Here is a 17,279-nt window from a genome sequence, read left to right on the forward strand (position 1 = left end):
GACGGCCAGCATCACCCAGCACCTGCTCGGCGCCCACCGCGCCGCCGCCTTCGACGTGAACTCCGTGTGCAGCGGGTTCGTCTACGCCCTCTCTGTGGCCGAGCACCTGCTGCGTCCCCACGCCGAGGCCTACGCGCTGGTCATCGGGGGCGACATCTACTCCCGCATCCTCGACTACGGCGACCGGAAGACCGCCCCCCTGTTCGGCGACGGCGCGGGAGCCGTCGTCCTGGGGCCCGCCTACGACCGCGACGGCGTCCTGGGCGCCCAGCTGAGCACCGACGGCGACCACCACGACCTGATCCGGGTTCCCGCGGGAGGCTCGCGGATGCCCGCCTCCGCGGCGACCCTGGGCGGGGGAGAGCACTTCTTCAAGATGGAGGGGCGGGGCGTACGCGACTACGTCGTCCGGCGTCTGCCCGAGACCATCCACCGGACACTCGAGAGCCTGGGGGTGGCCAGCGACGAGGTCCGCCACTTCGTCCCCCACCAGGCGAACGGAGCCATGCTCTCCGACATCTGGCCCTCGCTCGGCCTCGACTACGCCCACATGCACCTCACCGTCGACACGCAGGGCAACACCGGGGCGGGGTCGATCCCCGTGGCCCTGGACACGGTCCACCGGTCAGGGGTGCTCCAGGAGGACGACCTCGTCCTGCTCGCCGGGTTCGGCGGAGGGATGAGCGTGGGTCTCGCCCTCGTACGGTGGAGCCCGATCCCCCTGACCCCGGCCCCCGTCCACCAGGCCGTCCCCCTGGGCGCGGCGGCCCCGGCCTCCGCGTCCGTGTGATGTCCGCCTCCAGCGACGCGCGTCGGCGCGTCACGGAACTGGCCCGGCTCCACGAGCGGGTCCGGGAGGGCGACGAGGCCGCCACCCGACGCCAGCACGACAAGGGCAAGCTCACCGTCCGGGAACGGATCGACCTGCTCTTCGACAAGGGCACCTTCGTCGAGGTCGAGCCGCTGCGCCGGCACCGGGCCACCGGGTTCGGGTTGGCGGACAGACGCCCCCACACCGACGGGGTCGTCACTGGTTGGGGGCGTGTGCACGACCGGCAGGTGTTCGTGTTCGCGCACGACTTCCGGCTGTTCGGCGGAGCGCTCGGCGAGGCCCACGCGCAGAAGATCCACAAGATCCAGGACATGGCGCTCAAGGCCGGGTGCCCGATCGTCGGTCTCAACGACGGCGCGGGCGCCCGCATCCAGGAGGGCGTGGTCGCGCTCGCCGGGTACGGCGGGATCTTCCAGCGCAACGTCCGGTCCTCGGGGGTGGTCCCGCAGATCAGTGTCATGCTCGGCCCGTGTGCCGGCGGGGCGGTCTACTCGCCCGCGCTCACCGACTTCGTGTTCATGGTGCGCGGAACCTCGCAGATGTTCATCACCGGTCCCGACGTCGTGCAGGCCGTCACCGGGGAGGAGATCACCGCGGACGGCTTGGGCGGGGCCGACGTGCACGCCCTGCGCTCGGGCGCGGCGGGCATGGTCTACGACGACGAGGAGTCGTGCCTGGCCGATGTGCGGTTCCTGCTGTCGCTGCTGCCCTCCAACAACCGGCAGGTGGCCCCGTCCTACTACAGCGAGGACCCCGTCGACCGGGTCTCGGAGGGGCTGGTGGACATCGTGCCCGCCGACACCCGGAGGTCCTACGACGTGCGGGACGTGGTCCGGGAGGTCGTCGACGACGGCGACTTCTTCGAGACCCACGAGCGGTGGGCGCCCAACATCGTGGTCGGGCTCGCCCACATCGGGGGCCGGCTCGTGGGCGTGGTCGCCAACCAGCCCTCGGTCCTGGCCGGGGCGATGGACATCGACGCCTCCGAGAAGGGCGCCCGTTTCGTTCAGATGTGCGACGCCTTCAACATCCCGCTCGTGACCTTCGTCGACGTGCCGGGCTTCCTGCCCGGAAGGGAGCAGGAACACGAGGGGATCATCCGGCACGGGGCGAAGCTGCTGTACGCGTACTGCGACGCGACCGTGCCCCGGATCCAGGTGATCCTGCGCAAGGCCTACGGCGGCGCCTACATCGTCATGGACTCGTTGTCCATCGGCGCTGACCTGTCCTACGCCTGGCCCACGAACGAGATCGCGGTCATGGGCGCCCAGGGCGCCGCCGACGTCGTCTTCCGCCGTGAGATCGCGGCCTCCGACGATCCGGAGGCGACCCGCGCGGAGCGGATCCGCCAGTACGAGGAGGAGCTCATGCACCCCTTCTACGCCGCCGAGCGCGGACTGGTCGACGACGTGATCGACCCGGCCCGGACCCGGCAGGTCCTGGCCGGATCGCTGGAGGCGCTCAGCGCCAAGCACGCGGAGGGCCCCAGCCGCAAACACGGCAATCCGCCGATGTGACCGGGTGTCCGCCGCGCCCCCACCGTCCGGGGGCGCGGCGGACACCCCGCCTTCCCGTCCCCCTCACACCGACACCGCGGTCAGCCGACGGCGGCCCGGCCACGGCCTTTCGAAGGGGAACCCGTATGAGTGAGACGACGCAGGCAGAGGAGGCCCTCGTGGCCGAGAACATCCTGATCCTGGACATCCTGAGGGGGCGGCCGACGCCGGACGAGGTGCGGGCGCTCACCGAGGCGCTGCGGACCACCATCCGGGCGGAGCAGAGGCGGCGGTCCGGCGGCGCGGGCCACCGACCGGCGCCGCGGCCAGCGCGGCCCGCCGGGTCCTGGCAGTCCGGGCCGGAGCTTTCCTGGGGCTGACACCTCCGGGGCCGTTCGCCGGGGTTCGCGGCACACGGTGCTTTGTGAACCCCGGGGGCGCGGGGTCACGCCTCGTTCAGGTCCACCAGTTCGGTGCGGGCCTCGGCGGAGGCCTCGGAGCACCGGGCCAGGAAGCGGATGAACTCCTCCTCCTCGGCCTTGGTGAAGGCCTGGCTCAGTCGTGTCTCGACCCGGACCGCCGCCTCGTCCGCCTGCTTGAGCAGGGCGTGACCGCTCTCGGAGAGCCGGGTCTCCAGGATGTGTGAGTGCAGCGGGTGCGGTTTGCGCTCGATGAGCTCCCGCCGACTGAGCGTTGCGAGGACGGACGACATCGTCTGCGGGGTCACCAGGCACCGCCGGGCGAGGATCGCGCCGGACAGGCCGGGTTCCTCCGACAGCACGAGAAGTACCGTGTACTGCGGGACGGACAGGTTGAACTGACGCAGCACCGCGTGCTTGGCCGCGATCAGCTCCTGCTCGGCGCGCTTCAGGTGATGACCGATCCGCTGGTCCATGGGAAGCTGGGTCATCTGCGAATCGTATATCAGGGCAGTTGTCCCTCCGTGCTCGTCGGTCCCTCCGGGAACCGGCACCAAGGCGATACCCGGGGCAGGCGTGTGCACACCTGCCCCGGAGGGAGGGCTTTCAGTACCGCTCGCCCGCGACCGCGGCGGCGATGGGGTCGAGCGCGTCCAGGTCCTCCCGGGTGAGGGACAGCTCGGCGCCCCGCACGTTCTCGTCCAGGCGGCCGCGTCGCTTGGTGCCTGGGATCGGCACGACCGGTAGACCCCACGTCGAGGCCTGGGCGTGCACCCAGGCGAGGGCCACCTGGCCGGGGGTCGCGCCGTGCGCCTCGGCGATCCGCTCCACGACGGCGAGCAGCTCCCGGTTCCGGGTGGAGTTCTCCTTGGAGAACCGCGGCTGTCCCCGGCGGAAGTCGTTCTCGGCCAGCCCCTCCGTGGAGGTGAACTTCCCGGTGAGGAAGCCGCGCCCGAGGGGGGAGTAGGGGACGAAGCCGATGCCCAGGTCCCGGCAGGCCGCCAGGATCCCCTCGTCCTCCACGTGCCGGGTCCACAGCGAGTACTCGGTCTGGACGGCGGCGATCGGGTGGACGGCCTGGGCCTGACGGATCTCCTCGGCGCTCACCTCGGAGAGTCCCAGGTGGCGGACCTTGCCCTCGGCCACCAGCTCCGCCATCGCCCCCACGGTCTCCTCGACGGGCACACCGGGGTCACGGCGGTGCATGTAGTAGAGGTCGATCGTGTCCAGCCCCAGACGGCGCAGACTCGCGTCACAGGCGGACCGTACGTACTCGGCGTCGCCCCGGATCGTGCGCTCTCCGGTGTCCCGGTCGCGGACGATCGCGAACTTGGTGGCGAGGACGACCTCGTCGCGCCGCTCGCGAACGACCTTGCCGACGAGTTCCTCGTTGGCTCCGTGGCCGTACATGTCGGCCGTGTCCAGGAACGTGACACCGAGGTCGAGGGCGTGATGGAGGGTCGCGATGGACTCCGTGTCGTCGCCGGGGCCGTAGAACTCACTCATGCCCATGCACCCGAGTCCCTGGGCGGACACGGTGGGGCCGTTGGCGGTCAGCGGGACGGTCCGCATTGCGCACTCCTGTGGTCGGGATCGATCGGCACGACCCAGGAGTGGCTCGCCGCCTGTGGGGGGGCGACGGGCGGCGCTCGCCCCTCCTGAATCTACGTAATCAATCTATCATAAGTATTCTTATTAATCGCAGGTGTCGATGGAACTACATATCTCTGTCCTTGGCGGAGGACCACCGCGGGAGCGCCGTCGCCCAGGCACGTGAACAGGAGACGGGGGGCCGGAACGACCTCGAACACCTCGGGCGCTCCGTCCGTGATCGAGGACAGGGCCAGGCAGCCGGAGACCACGTGGTGCCGGATCCACTCGCTGGTGTACAGGTCGGGCTCGACCCCCGGCACCAGCCGGACCCGCAGGTGCAGCCGCTCGTCCTCGGTGTGCGGGTCCACCACCACGACCTGGGCCTGGTCCACCGAGTCCAGCTGACGCGCGAGCGTCACCAGCTCGAGCGGGGAGACCAGCCGGGTCAGCCGTCCCAGGGGCGCGTCGATGCGGTTGTGCGTTCGGATCGCCTGGCCGGGCAGGCCGCACTCGCAGCGCGTCCACTCCGCCGAGATCCCGGTGTCGTACCTGAGCAGGGGGATCACCGCCTTCTCGTGCGTCACCGTCACGAGCATCCGGCCGTCGTCGATCTCCGTGTACTGGTGCGGGAGCAGATGGAGGGTGTCGTCGGAGCACGTGGGGCCGCTGTGCCCTATGATCCAGGTCTCCGCCGACCCGAAGAGCGCCCAGGTGCGCAGGTGGGGGAACTGGGACCGAATCAGCGCGCGGGTGTCGGAATCCAGCGCCGGGCCGCTCCAGACCACCTTGCTCAGGAAGTCCAGGCCGCGTCCCTCCGCGGCGCAGAACCGGAGCAGGCGGCGGATGGTGTCGAGCGTGGTGGCCAGCGCGGTCACGCCCCGCTGTTCGAACAGGTCGAGGTAGGGGCCGATCATCGTGTCGGTCGGCGCGTCCATCGACAGGGTCGGCACCCCCGCCCGGGTGGCCAGGGCGGTGTGCAGGTCGTGCGAGGCCCGCATGTGGAAGGGCGTGGTCAGGCTGGCGAGGAGGTCGCCGGGCTCGAACGGGTTCACGTACGGGGCGATCTCGTCGAGGTACAGGTCGGCCGGCAGCGCCCCCATGCGCATCGTCGAGGTCGTCCCGCCCATGATGTGCAGCGAGGCACGGTTCAGGGCGGTCGGGGCGTCCCTCATCAGGGCGTCGGTGGCCTCACCCAGTTCGTCCCGGGTCAGCGTGGGCAGTTCCGTCAGGCGGGGTGGACGGCTCCGGCTGGCGTAGTCGCTGTACTTGTCGCGGACCACCGGGATTCTGGAGAGGCGGGCCAGGGCATGGGACAGAGACCGGGCCTCGTCATGTGATTCCTCTGCCCCGGAAGTTATTGTCATTCTCGTACTCGCATTCCTAGTTATTCTCAGGTGGCCGTAAGCGGCCGACCGGAGTGGTTGCGGTGCGGTTAATGAACTAGAACTGCCGGGGACACTCCCGGAAGTTCCCTTCGGTGGCCGACAGGGTTGGGGTCGGTGTCACTCGAACAGTAAAGCAGGTTCCTACGACAACCGGCCAGGGTAAAGTCTCTTTATTTGTGATCGGGTGAATGCGTATGGTTATCAGTTCTTGTCGGGGGCGGTGCCCGGAAGGGTTCAAGATCATTTTCAAGGTTGTGAGGTTGGTCACATGGGCTTTCAATACCATGAGGTAACCAGAAGGAAATGGAATGTGTCCTGGAGGTCACTTCGGGGTTGAACTGGCCACGGGCCAGGAAGCGGCCTCGGCGCACGTGCGGGGTGCCGGGCGGGGTTGATCGGCGGCATATACCCTGGAAACCGACGCCCTGGTGCGACGCCGTGCGCGGCATGCCGTGCCGCCGGCGCGCGGGGGCGCCTCCCGACCACAAGAGAGAGCACCCATGAGTGACATCGAGCGCGAGGTCCACGCGGTGGCCGAACGTGCCGGGGACGCGGCGGTCGACCTCGCCCCGCTCAGCCGGGCCGTGAAGGACGCCGCCCTCCTCGCCATCGCCGACGCCCTCGTCAAGAGGAGCGACGAGATCACCGCCGCCAACGCCGAGGACGTGGAGCGTGCGCGGAGCGAGGGGACCACGCCGGCCTTCGTCGATCGCCTCACCCTGACCCCCCAGCGGATCGAGGCCGTCGCCGACGCCGTGCGCCAGATCGTCGAGCTGCCCGACCCGGTCGGGGAGTCGGTGCGTGGCGGTGTGCTGCCGAACGGCCTGGACCTGCGTCAGATCCGGGTGCCGCTCGGTGTCATCGGCATCATCTACGAGGGGCGGCCCAACGTCACGGTCGACGCCGCCGCGCTGTGCCTCAAGAGCGGAAACGCCGCCCTGTTGCGCGGTTCCTCCTCCGCCTACTCCTCCAACGCCGCCCTCGTCTCGATCATGCGCGAGGCGCTGGAGGGGACCGGTGTCCCGGTCGACGCCGTGCAGATGGTGCCTGGTCGCACCCGCGAGTCCTCCACCGCGCTCATGCGGGCGCGGGGACTGGTCGACGTCCTCATCCCGCGCGGGGGCAACTCGCTGATCCAGGCGGTCGTGCGCGACTCCACGGTCCCGGTGATCGAGACGGGGGAGGGCCTGTGCCACGTGTACGTGGACGAGGACGCCGACCTCGACAAGGCGGTCGCGATCGCCACCAACGCCAAGGCGCAGCGCTGCTCGGTGTGCAACGCGGCCGAGACGCTGCTCGTGCACGAAGCGGTCGCGGACACGTTCCTGCCCCGGGTGCTGGATTCCCTCGCCGAGGCCGGCGTCACTGTGCACGGCGACGCCCGCGTGTTGGCCGTGTCCCAGGCCGCGGGCGGTTCGGCGACGGTGGTCGAGGCCACCGAGGAGGACTGGGCCACCGAGTACCTGTCCATGGACCTGGCCGTACGCGTGGTCCCCACCATCGACGACGCCCTGGCCCACATTCGGCGGTACTCCACCCGGCACACGGAGGCCATCGTCACCGACTCGCTCTCCGCGTCCCGGTATTTCGTGTCCCGGGTCGACTCGGCCGCGGTCATGGTGAACGCCTCCACCCGTTTCACCGACGGCGGTGAGTTCGGATTCGGCGCGGAGATCGGTATCTCCACCCAGAAACTGCACGCCAGGGGGCCGATGGGGCTCACGGAGATGACGTCGACCAAGTACGTTGTGACGGGCGACGGACACCTGAAGTAGGAGTCATAGGATCTTTCCACGCGGGGTCGCCGGGCATGCCCGGCGACCCCGTCGTGTGTCAGGGGACGCCAAACTACACAAACACACCATGTGTCGCATATGCCACAGGAGGGTCCCATGAATGCTTGATGCATGTGCAGTTTCCCTGGTCGAAACCTAGACAAACGAGATTATTCGCCTCAGAAGTATTCCCAAATCGCCTAGGTATCGGTACGTTCCTGCGTGTGTCCCGGCGCTCCGCCCTTCGGAACGCCGCCCCCATGGTCACGATGAAAGGAACACCCCCGAATGAAGCTTCCGAGTAAGGCTGCGGCGCTCGCCACCGCCTCCCTCGCCGTCGGCGGGGTCGCGCTCGTCGCCACCCCCGCGCAGGCTGACCTCGTCACCCTGTGCTCGGGTCACGGCGGTGCGGTCACCCTCCCGACCGACCTCGCGGTCCCCGAGGGGGAGAGCTGCTACCTGGACGGCACGGTCATCCAGGGCGACGTCACCGTTCGCGCGGACGCCAACCTGCACATCATCGGCGGTGAGATCGAGGGAGAGGTGACCGTCCAGGGCAACGGCTACTTCGACGCCTCCAGCACCACCCTGGGTGACAGCGTCGTCAACAACGGCTCCTTCGGTACCCACCTGGAGGAGAGCACCAGTGGCGCCGGGGTGAGCGCGGTTCCCGCCGAGGGCGGCAGCACCGACGGCTTCGTCTTCGTCGTGGACTCCTCGGTCGAGGGCCTCGACTCTGAGGTGGGCGAGGTCTACGTCAGCGGTTCCCGCATCGGCGGCGACGTCAGCGCCGACGGCACCGAGTACGTCGACGTGTACGACACCGCCGTCCGCGGCGACCTGTCCGTCACCGGTTCCGCCGGCGGCGGCATCCTGTGCGACAGCGAGGTGCTGGGCGCGGCCACCTACTCCGGCGGTGGCGGCCCGGTCGCGGTCGGCGCGGGTGAGCAGGAGGGCTTTTGCGAGTCGCTCAACTACGTCGACGGGGACCTCACCGTCACCGGTGTGACCGGCGGCGTGTACGTGGACAACAACATCGTCGGCGGTGACCTGTCCACGTCCGACAACCAGCCCGTCGCCCAGGTCGGCGACAACAACCGCGTTCGCGGCGACATCCTGACCGAGGAGGTCGCGCTGCGCTCCTTCGCCGCCGCCGTGACGGAGGAGTTCGAGGCCCACGAGGAGGGCCTGGTCGAGCAGGTCGAGGAGGCCCGTACCGAGACGATCGACGAGGCCATGGCCGCGGGTCCCGCCTTCTAGGAGGCTGTGCCCCCGGGGTGCGCTCCCGGCGGCGCCGACGGTCCTCCCGTCGGCGCCGCTTCGCGTGCGCGGGGTGGTTCGGGGTGTTGTGTGTGCTATCACGGTATGTCGTCCTAATGACGACGGTCAAAGTTGGGTGATACAGTCCACCCATGGCTGACTCCGTGCGGCGTGTCGTGGTCACCGGTGGATCGGGCGGTATCGGACGAGCGGTCGTGTGCGCGCTCGCCGCGGAGGGATACCGGGTGGTCGCCCTCGGCCGGGACTCCGGTCGGCTCGCGGCACTGGAGCGAGAGAGCCGCGCACACGGACTCGACGTCACCGCACGGGTCTGCGACGTGACCGACGAGGCCGCCGTCGCCACGACCGCCGGAGCCCTCGGCCCCGTCGACGTCCTGGTCAACAACGCGGGGACGGCCGCGCCCGCGCCGTTGCGCGGCACCGGGCTCGACCTGTGGGAGAGCCACCTGCGGACCAACGCCACCTCGGCCTTCCTCATGACCCGCGCCCTCCTGCCGGGCATGCTCGAACGCGACCACGGCCGCATCGTCTTCGTCGCCTCCACCGCGGCCCTGGTGGGCACCCGCTACACGACCGCCTACACCGCCTCCAAGCACGCCATGATCGGGCTGGCCCGTGCCGTGGCCGCCGAGGTGGCCGGGACCGGGGTCACCAGCAACGCGGTGTGCCCCACGTTCGTCCGCGGCCCCCTGACCGACCGCTCGGTGGCGCGGATCGTCGAGCGGACCGGCCGCGACCGGGACCACGCCGAGGCCGCCCTGGCCTCGGCCTCACCCCTCGGCCGACTCCTGGAACCCGAGGAGGTGGCCGCCGCCGTGTCCTACTTCGCCAGCCCCCTGGCGCGCGCGGTCAACGGCCAGTCCCTGACCATCGACGGAGGAGGAACCCACACGTGAGCCCGTTCCGCGCGTCCGCCCCCCTGACCGAGGACTGGAACCACTTCGACGTCCACCACGCCGACGGGGTCACCACCGTGACCCTGGACCGCCCCGACCGGCTCAACGCCCTCACCTTCGAGTCCTACGCCGACCTGCGCGATCTCCTGACCGAACTGCCCCACCGGGGCGACACCCGGGCCCTCGTGCTGCGCGGCAGGGGCCGGGGTTTCTGCTCGGGAGGGGACGTCCACGAGATCATCGGGCGCACCCTGGCGATGGACCCCGACGACCTGCTCGCCTTCACCCGGATGACGGGTGAGGTGGTCAAGGCGATGCGGGAGTGTCCGGTGCCGATCATCGCCGCCGTCCACGGCACGGCCGCGGGCGCCGGGTCGGTACTGGCGTTGGCCGCCGACTTCCGGGTGGTGACGCGGTCGGCCCGGTTCGCGTTCCTGTTCACCAAGGTCGGCCTGGCCGGGGCGGACATGGGCGCCGCCTACCTGCTGCCGCGCGTCGTCGGCCTCGGTCACGCCACCAAACTCCTCATGCTCGGCGACACCGTCGGCGCGGAGGAGGCGGACCGCTGCGGACTGGTCAGCGAGCTCGTGGACGACGGCGCGCTGGACACCGCGGTGTCGGCGCTGGCCGCCCGGCTGGCGGAGGGGCCGGCGTTCGCCCACGCGCAGACCAAGGCGCTGCTCTCGCGTGAACTGGACATGAACCTGTCGGGTTCGGTCGAGCTGGAGGCGATGACCCAGGCGCTGCTGATGAAGAGCGCCGACTACGCCGAGTTCCACGCGGCGTTCACCGGTCGGCGCGCACCCGAGTGGAAGGGCCGCTGATGGCGGACGCACGCATTCCTCCGACACCCCACGCCCTGGTCGATCCGCCTGAGCTGGGAGCGGGCTCCGGTTTCGCCCACGCCGTGGTCCCCGCACGGGGCCGGACCGTGTACCTGGCCGGGCAGATCGCCACCGGCCCCGACGCGAGGGTGGCCGCCGAGGGGCTGGTCGCCCAGTTCGACCTCGCACTGGCCAACGTCCTGACCGCGCTGGGCGCCGCGGGTGGTTCCCCCGAACACCTGGTCAACCTGACCGTCTACACCACGGACGTGGCGGGTTACCGCGCCGCCGCCCGGGAGATCGGCCGCGCCTACCGGGGCCGTCTGGGCCGCCACTACCCGGCGATGGCCCTGTTCGGCGTGACCGGGCTGTTCGACCCCGACGCCCTGGTGGAGCTGGTCGGCGTCGGGGTCGTCCCCGAGCCCGCTACCCCCTGACGGTGGCGCGGACGTGCTCCAGAGCCGGGGCGCGCAGCAGGGTGTGCAGGTCGAAGAAGACTCGCGCCGCCCTGCTGCCCGCCCACGGGTCCGGCAGCAGCTCCGGCGGCAGCCCGGGGTCGAGGTAGGGCATCCGCCGCCAGGCGTCCACCGCGCGCAGGTGGTCGGCGAACGCCGCCGGGCCCGGTTCGGGTGTCCCCGCGCGGCCGCCGCGGCGCCGCCACGCCTCCAGCACGGGTTCGTGCTCGGTCAGGAAGCGCCGGTACATCTCCTGGAGCGCGGGCAGGTCCCACCAGCGTGCCACGGCCTCGGTCGGATCGCCGAAACCGAGGTGGTCGGCGTGGAAGAGATCCACGTACCCCTCCAGACCGAGACCGCGAAGGACACGGCGGGCCTGGTCGGTCAGGTGCGCCGGGGCGATCCACACCCCGGCGGCGGTGGTCCCGAAACCGAGTCGGGTGAGCGCGGTACGCAGGGCGTGGCGGCGGTCGCGTTGGGACTCGGGGACGGAGAAGACCACGAGCACCCAACCGTCGTCGGTCCGGGCGACCCGGTGCCCGAAGATGCGCTGGTCGCCCTCGGCCAGGACCCGATGCCCCTCCTCGGACAGGCGGTAGCCGGCCACTCCGCCGATCCGCTCGGAGACGAGCAGGCCGCGCCGTTTGAGTCGGGAGACCGCCGAGCGCACGGAGGGCGCGTCGACGCCGGGGCCGGCCATGAGCGCGATGAGGTCGGCCACACCGATCCATCCGCCGAGGTCGCGGGCGTAGGTGCCGAAGAACGACACGATGAGCGAGCGCGGCCGTCGGCTGACCCGTCCGTCGCCGTCTCCGCCTTCGGGGGACACGTGTGTCTGTTCACTGCTCTCCGTCACGTCCACACGATAGTGCCTCTTTCGTGAGTCCTCCCATCACCCGTTCTCACGCCGAGGCAAGGGCAGGGTCGGCAGAGAGCTTCATATCGATCTCTTGACGGTCGTCGCCAGTCCTGTACATTCGGAACGTGGGATGGATCACTATCCGAGTCGAGGTCGCCCATGGGGTTCGCTCTGAACGACGCTGACCGCGCGTTCGCCGACTGGGTGGGGGAGCGCGCCGCGGAGCTCGCCGCCACCCCGCCAGGGGAACCGGTGGGTCGAGTCGACCGACCGCTGCTCCGCCGCCTCCGCGACCTGGGCCTGCTCCCCGCCCTGTTCCCCGGCGCCCACGACGGCGGCCCCCTCCGCGAGGCTCCCGCCACCCGCCTGTGCCTGCTCCGGGAGCGCCTGGCGCGCGTGGACACCCACGCCGAGACCGCCCTCGCCCTCCAGGGCCTGGGCGCCTACCCCCTCCTCCAGTCCGGCACCGCCGCCCAGCGACGCCGCTGGATCCCCGCCGTCGCCGCGGGCGAGGCCGTGGCCGCCTTCGCGCTCACCGAGCCCGGCGCGGGCTCCGACGCCGCCGCGCTCGCGCTGCGCGCCGAACCGGACGGCGGCGGCTGGCGCCTGCACGGTGAGAAGACCTGGATCTCCAACGCCCCCGACGCCGACTTCTACACCCTCTTCGCCCGCACCGCCCCCGGTGCCCGAGCCCGGGGCGTCACCGCCTTCCTCGTCCCGGCCGACCGCCCCGGCCTCACCGGATCCTCGCTGGAGATGCTCTCCGAGCACGCTCTGGGCCACCTGGTCCTCGACGGCGTCCCCGTCGGCGCCGACGACGTGGTGGGCCGTCCCGACGAGGGGTTCTCCGTCGCCATGCGCACCCTCGACCTCTTCCGCCCCAGCGTCGGGGCGTTCGCGGTCGGGATGGCCGACGCCGCTCTGGCCGCCGCCCGAGAGCACACACGCGGCCGCCACGCCTTCGGCGCGCCCCTCGACCGCCTCCAGACCGTCGCCCACACCCTCGCCGAGATGGCCACCCGGGTCGAGGCCGCCCGCCTCCTCGTCTACGCGGCGGCCGAGGAGTACGACACCGGCGGCGACGCGGTCACTCTCAGGGCCGCCATGGCCAAGCTGCTGGCCACCGAGACCGCCCAGTACGTGGTGGACGCCGCCGTGCAGCTGCACGGCGCGCGCGCACTGCGCCGCGGCCACCTCCTGGAGCGCCTGTACCGGGAGGTCCGCGCACCGCGCGTCTACGAGGGCGCCTCGGAGGTCCAGCGCCAGATCATCGCCCGCCACCTGCCCCCGATCCCGGGCACCCCACCCACCTCGTAGGCCCTGACCGCGGAGGTCCCCATGCCGCCGACCCTGTCACCCACCGGCCACGTCGACACCTTCACCCGCGACCACCTCCCGCCGCCCGAGCAGTGGCCCGAACTCGTCCTCGATCCGCCCGCGCCGCGCTATCCCGACCGGATCAACTGCGCCGAGGAGCTCCTGGACGGGACCATCGCCACCCACGGGGCCGATCGCCCCTGCCTCGTCGGAGAACACGAGAGCCTCACCTACGGCGCCCTGCGCGACCGGGCCGACCGGGTGGCGCGCGTCCTGGTCGAGGACACCGGCCTGGTTCCGGGGCAGAGGGTCCTGCTGCGCGGCCCCAACTCCCCCTGGACGGCCGCCTGCTGGCTGGGGATCCTGCGGGCCGGGGGAGTGGTCGTCACCGTCCTGCCGGTCCTGCGCACCGACGAACTCGCCGCCGTCATGCGCTCCGCCCGCGTCACCCACGCACTGTGCGACGCCCGCTTCCTCGACGACCTGGCCGCCGCCGCGGCCGTGATGGCGTCCACTCCGCACGTGATCGCCTACGGGGGAGCGGGATCCGAGGACCTCACCGCACGCGCCGCCGCCCGACCGGCCGGGTTCGCCCCCGTGCGCGTGGCGGCCGACGACGCGTGCATGATCGCCTACACCTCCGGGACCACCGGCACCCCCAAGGGCTGCGTCCACTTCCACCGCGACGTCCTCGCCGTCGCCGACACCTACTCCGCGCACGTGCTCCGGCCCACCCCCGACGACGTGTTCACTGGCAGTCCGCCGTTCGGTTTCACGTTCGGGCTCGGCGGCCTGTTGATCTTCCCCCTGCGCGCGGGCGCCTCCTCGGTCCTGTTGGAACGGCCCCACCCCGGGGCCCTGCTCGGCGCCGTCGCCGAGCACGGCGTGAGCGTCCTGTTCACCGCCCCCACCGCCTATCGCGCCATGCTCGGGCGGCTCGACGGCCACGACCTTTCGCGGCTGCGGCGCTGCGTCTCCGCCGGAGAGCACCTGCCCGCCGCCACCTGGCACGCCTGGCACGAGGCCACCGGGTTGCGCATGCTCGACGGGATCGGCGCCACCGAGATGCTGCACATCTTCGTCTCCTCCACCGACGAGCACACACGCCCCGGCTCCACCGGGCGACCGGTTCCCGGGTTCGAGGCGGTCGTGCTCGACGACGACGGCCGACCCGTACCCGACGGGCGGCCCGGACACCTGGCCGTGCGCGGCCCGGTCGGCTGCCGCTACCTCGACGACGACCGCCAGCGCGACTACGTCCGCGACGGCTGGAACCTCACCGGAGACACCTACGTCCGCGACGCGGACGGCTACCTGTGGTATCGGGCGCGCAGCGACGACATGATCGTCACCGCCGGGTACAACGTCGCCCCGGCCGAGGTCGAGGAGGCCCTGCTCACCTCCCCGGACGTGGAGGAGACGGCGGTCGTGGGCGTACCCGACCCCGACCGGGGCCAGGTCGTGCGCGCCTACGTCGTGCTGCGCGACGGCCTCACCCCCGACGAGGACCGCGCGGAGCGGCTCCGCGAGTACGTGCGATCACGCATCTCCCCGTACAAGACCCCGCGCTCCATCGAGTTCCGCCCGGTCCTACCCCGGACCGCCACCGGAAAGCTCCAGCGGTTCCGGCTGCGCTAGGCGGTGTTCTCCGGGCCCTTCCGCCTCGCTCCGGACCGTGCCCGGGCGAGCATTCCACGGCACGGGCCCTGACAGGCACCTGCCCCGGCAGCTCCGAACAGGGCGAACGCGACCACTGACAGGAAGGCGGACCCCATGCGCATCGCGTGTGTCGGGGCGGGCCCCGGAGGACTCTACTTCGCCGCCCTGGCCAAGCAGCTCGACGTCGGCCACGAGATCACCGTGTACGAACGCGACCCGGCCGACGCCACCTACGGCTTCGGGGTGGTGCTCTCCGACGAGACCCTCGGCGGAATCGAACACGCCGACCCCCACGTGTACGCGGCCCTGGCCGCCGAGTCCGCCCGCTGGGACGACATCGACGTCCACCACCGGGGCGCCGTCGTCACCTCGGGCGGCCACGGGTTCTCCGCGATCGGCCGCCGGACCCTGCTGAGGATCCTGCGCGAACGCTGCGCCGAGCTCGGCGTGCGCGTGCGGACCGGCGTCCACGCCCCACCCGCCGACGAGCTGGCCGCCGCCCACGATGTGGTGGTGGCCGCCGACGGGGCGCACAGCCGCACCCGCGCCGCCTACGCCGACGCCTTCGGCACCACCCTGGAACACGGCCGCAACCGGTTCATGTGGTTGGGCACCGACCGGGTGTTCGACGCCTTCCGGTTCCACGTCCTGGAGACCCCCCACGGCGTCATGCAGCTGCACTGCTACCCCTACTCCGCCGACGCCAGCACGTTCCTGGTGGAGACGCACGAGGACGTGTGGCGGGCGGCCGGTTTCGCCGACCTCGCCGAGCGCTGCGACCCCCGACCCGGCCGCAGCGACACCGAGAGCATCGCCCGCTGCTCGACGCTCTTCGCCGACGTCCTCGACGGCGGCCGCCTGCTGCCCAACAACTCCCGGTGGCAGCGGTTCACCACGGTGCGCAACCGCTCCTGGCACCACGGCAACGTCGTCCTCCTCGGCGACGCCGCGCACACCGCGCACTTCTCCATCGGGTCGGGCACCAAGCTCGCCATGGAGGACGCCCTGGCCCTGGCCGCCTGCCTGCACGAGAACCCCACCGTCCCCTCCGCCCTGGCCGCCTACGAGACCGAGCGCGGACCCGTCGTGGCCAGTACCCAGCGCGCGGCCCAGGCCAGCATGGAGTGGTTCGAGGGCATCGGCCGCCACGTCGGACAGGAGCCCGTCCAGTTCGCCTTCGACCTGCTCACCCGCAGTCGCCGGGTCACCTACGACAACCTGCGCCTGCGCGACCCCGAGTTCGTCGCCGAGGTGGACGCGTGGTTCGCCGACCGCGCCGGCGCCGCCCCCGTCGCACCCCGCCCGCCCATGTTCCACCCCTTCCGCCTGGGCGGACTGGAACTGGCCAACCGGGTGGTGGTCTCGGCCATGGACGTGTACTCCGCCGTGGACGGCACCCCGCAGGACTTCCATCTGGTCCACCTCGGCGGCAAGGCCCTCGGCGGCGCCGGACTGGTCATGACGGAGATGGTGTGCGTGTCGGCCGAGGGGCGCATCACCCCCGGTTGCGCCGGCCTGTACCGGACCGAACACGAGACCGCCTGGCGCCGGGTCACCGACTTCGTGCACGCTCACAGCGGAGCGCGTGTCGGCGTCCAGCTCGGCCACTCCGGACGCAAGGGGTCCACCCGGCGCATGTGGGAGGGGATGGACGAACCGCTCCCGGAGGGCAACTGGCCGATCGTCGCGCCGTCCCCGATCCCGTACCGGGAGGGCGTCAACCAGGTCCCCCGCGAACTCGACGCCGCCGCCATGGCCTCGATCCGCGACGATTTCGTCGCCGCCGCGCTCGCCGCCGACCGGGCCGGGTTCGACCTGCTGGAGCTGCACTGCGCCCACGGGTACCTGCTGTCCGGCTTCCTGTCCCCGGTCACCAACCGCCGCACCGACGCCTACGGCGGGGACCTGGCCGCCCGTCTGCGCTACCCCCTGGAGGTGCTCACCGCGGTCCGGGCGGCGTGGCCCGACCACAAACCCCTCACCGTGCGGATCTCCGCCACCGACTGGGTGGAGGGCGGCACCACCGCCGACGACGCCGTGGAGGTCGCCCGCGCCCTGGCCGCCGCCGGGGCCGACGCCATCGACGTCTCCACCGGACAGGTCACCCCCGACGAACGGCCCGCGCGCGGCCGCAGCTACCAGGTGCCCTTCGCCGAACGCATCCGCCGGGAGACCGGGGTCCCCGTCATCGCGGTGGGGGCGATCTCCTCCCACGACGACGTCAACTCCACCATCCTGGCCGGTCGCGCCGACCTGTGCGCTCTGGGACGACCCCATCTGTACGACCCGCACTGGACACTGCACGCCGCCGCCGACCAGGGGTATGAGGGCCCCGGCGCGACCTGGCCGCCTCCCTTCCGGGCGGGTAGCCGGAAACCGCCCACGGGCCGCACCGACGGCCCCCGCCCCCGACTCGACCTGCTACGTTCCCCAGGAGCCGACGCCACCCGCCACCGGCGCTGGCGCCCCGGCCGATGACGCCCGTCCA

At 71.7% G+C, this 17,279-nt stretch carries 15 protein-coding genes; 11 read left to right on the forward strand and 4 right to left on the reverse strand.

Annotated features, from left to right (window positions below; genetic code table 11):
• The 3 genes from D471_RS33250 to D471_RS39050 all read left to right on the forward strand — a co-directional run.
• The coding region (locus D471_RS33250) for a 3-oxoacyl-ACP synthase III family protein (RefSeq protein ID WP_017597800.1) at positions 1 to 790 on the forward strand (790 nt) is incomplete at its 5' end.
• Positions 790 to 2,349 (forward strand): acyl-CoA carboxylase subunit beta, encoded by a 1,560-nt coding sequence (locus tag D471_RS0106075; protein ID WP_017597801.1) that lies wholly within the window; start codon positions 790 to 792, stop codon positions 2,347 to 2,349. The genes D471_RS33250 and D471_RS0106075, both read left to right, overlap by 1 nt.
• Before the next feature lie 125 nt (positions 2,350 to 2,474).
• Positions 2,475 to 2,708, forward strand: a complete 234-nt coding sequence (locus D471_RS39050; RefSeq protein ID WP_017597802.1) for a hypothetical protein — start codon at positions 2,475 to 2,477, stop codon at positions 2,706 to 2,708.
• Positions 2,709 to 2,773: 65 nt separating this feature from the next.
• On the opposite strand, the gene D471_RS0106085 is transcribed toward D471_RS39050, so the two are convergent.
• The 3 genes from D471_RS0106085 to D471_RS0106095 form a co-directional block, all read right to left on the reverse strand.
• Entirely contained in the window at positions 2,774 to 3,238 is a 465-nt protein-coding gene (locus D471_RS0106085; protein ID WP_017597803.1) for a MarR family winged helix-turn-helix transcriptional regulator, read from the reverse strand.
• A 115-nt stretch (positions 3,239 to 3,353) separates the two neighbouring features.
• A complete protein-coding gene (locus tag D471_RS0106090) occupies positions 3,354 to 4,319 on the reverse strand; it encodes an aldo/keto reductase (RefSeq protein WP_017597804.1) in 966 nt (321 codons plus the stop codon).
• A 92-nt stretch (positions 4,320 to 4,411) separates the two neighbouring features.
• Positions 4,412 to 5,620, reverse strand: a complete 1,209-nt coding sequence (locus D471_RS0106095) for a phenylacetate--CoA ligase family protein (protein WP_017597805.1) — start codon at positions 5,618 to 5,620, stop codon at positions 4,412 to 4,414.
• 605 nt (positions 5,621 to 6,225) lie between these two features.
• Here D471_RS0106095 and D471_RS0106100 point away from each other — a divergent pair.
• The 5 genes from D471_RS0106100 to D471_RS0106120 all read left to right on the forward strand — a co-directional run bounded on the left by D471_RS0106100 (position 6,226) and on the right by D471_RS0106120 (position 10,938).
• Entirely contained in the window at positions 6,226 to 7,500 is a 1,275-nt protein-coding gene (locus D471_RS0106100; RefSeq protein WP_017597806.1) for a glutamate-5-semialdehyde dehydrogenase, read from the forward strand.
• A gap of 288 nt (positions 7,501 to 7,788) precedes the next feature.
• Entirely contained in the window at positions 7,789 to 8,760 is a 972-nt protein-coding gene (locus tag D471_RS0106105) for a hypothetical protein (RefSeq protein ID WP_017597807.1), read from the forward strand.
• Positions 8,761 to 8,912: 152 nt separating this feature from the next.
• Complete coding sequence (locus D471_RS0106110) at positions 8,913 to 9,677, forward strand: SDR family NAD(P)-dependent oxidoreductase (RefSeq protein WP_017597808.1); 765 nt, start codon at positions 8,913 to 8,915, stop codon at positions 9,675 to 9,677.
• Positions 9,674 to 10,501: an enoyl-CoA hydratase family protein gene (locus D471_RS0106115; RefSeq protein ID WP_017597809.1), complete on the forward strand. Its 828-nt coding sequence runs from the start codon at positions 9,674 to 9,676 to the stop codon at positions 10,499 to 10,501. Before D471_RS0106110 ends, D471_RS0106115 begins: the two co-directional genes overlap by 4 nt.
• Positions 10,501 to 10,938, forward strand: coding sequence for a RidA family protein (locus D471_RS0106120; RefSeq protein WP_017597810.1), 438 nt, complete (start codon positions 10,501 to 10,503; stop codon positions 10,936 to 10,938). The genes D471_RS0106115 and D471_RS0106120 overlap by 1 nt, the downstream gene beginning before the upstream one ends.
• On the opposite strand, the gene D471_RS0106125 is transcribed toward D471_RS0106120, so the two are convergent.
• Positions 10,928 to 11,818, reverse strand: coding sequence for a PaaX family transcriptional regulator (locus D471_RS0106125; protein ID WP_017597811.1), 891 nt, complete (start codon positions 11,816 to 11,818; stop codon positions 10,928 to 10,930). The two genes, D471_RS0106120 and D471_RS0106125, sit on opposite strands and share 11 nt — an antisense overlap.
• Before the next feature lie 156 nt (positions 11,819 to 11,974).
• On the opposite strand from D471_RS0106125, the gene D471_RS0106130 reads away from it, so the two are divergent.
• From D471_RS0106130 to D471_RS0106140, 3 genes are all read left to right on the forward strand, one after another.
• On the forward strand, positions 11,975 to 13,132 hold the full coding sequence (locus D471_RS0106130) for an acyl-CoA dehydrogenase family protein (RefSeq protein WP_017597812.1): 1,158 nt from the start codon (positions 11,975 to 11,977) through the stop codon (positions 13,130 to 13,132).
• A 21-nt stretch (positions 13,133 to 13,153) separates the two neighbouring features.
• Complete coding sequence (locus tag D471_RS0106135) at positions 13,154 to 14,770, forward strand: AMP-binding protein (RefSeq protein ID WP_017597813.1); 1,617 nt, start codon at positions 13,154 to 13,156, stop codon at positions 14,768 to 14,770.
• A gap of 135 nt (positions 14,771 to 14,905) precedes the next feature.
• Complete coding sequence (locus tag D471_RS0106140) at positions 14,906 to 17,269, forward strand: bifunctional salicylyl-CoA 5-hydroxylase/oxidoreductase (RefSeq protein ID WP_017597814.1); 2,364 nt, start codon at positions 14,906 to 14,908, stop codon at positions 17,267 to 17,269.
• The last annotated feature ends 10 nt before the right edge of the window (positions 17,270 to 17,279 follow it).

This window comes from Nocardiopsis lucentensis DSM 44048 (assembly GCF_000341125.1).
GTDB classification, from domain to species: Bacteria; Actinomycetota; Actinomycetes; order Streptosporangiales; family Streptosporangiaceae; genus Nocardiopsis; species Nocardiopsis lucentensis.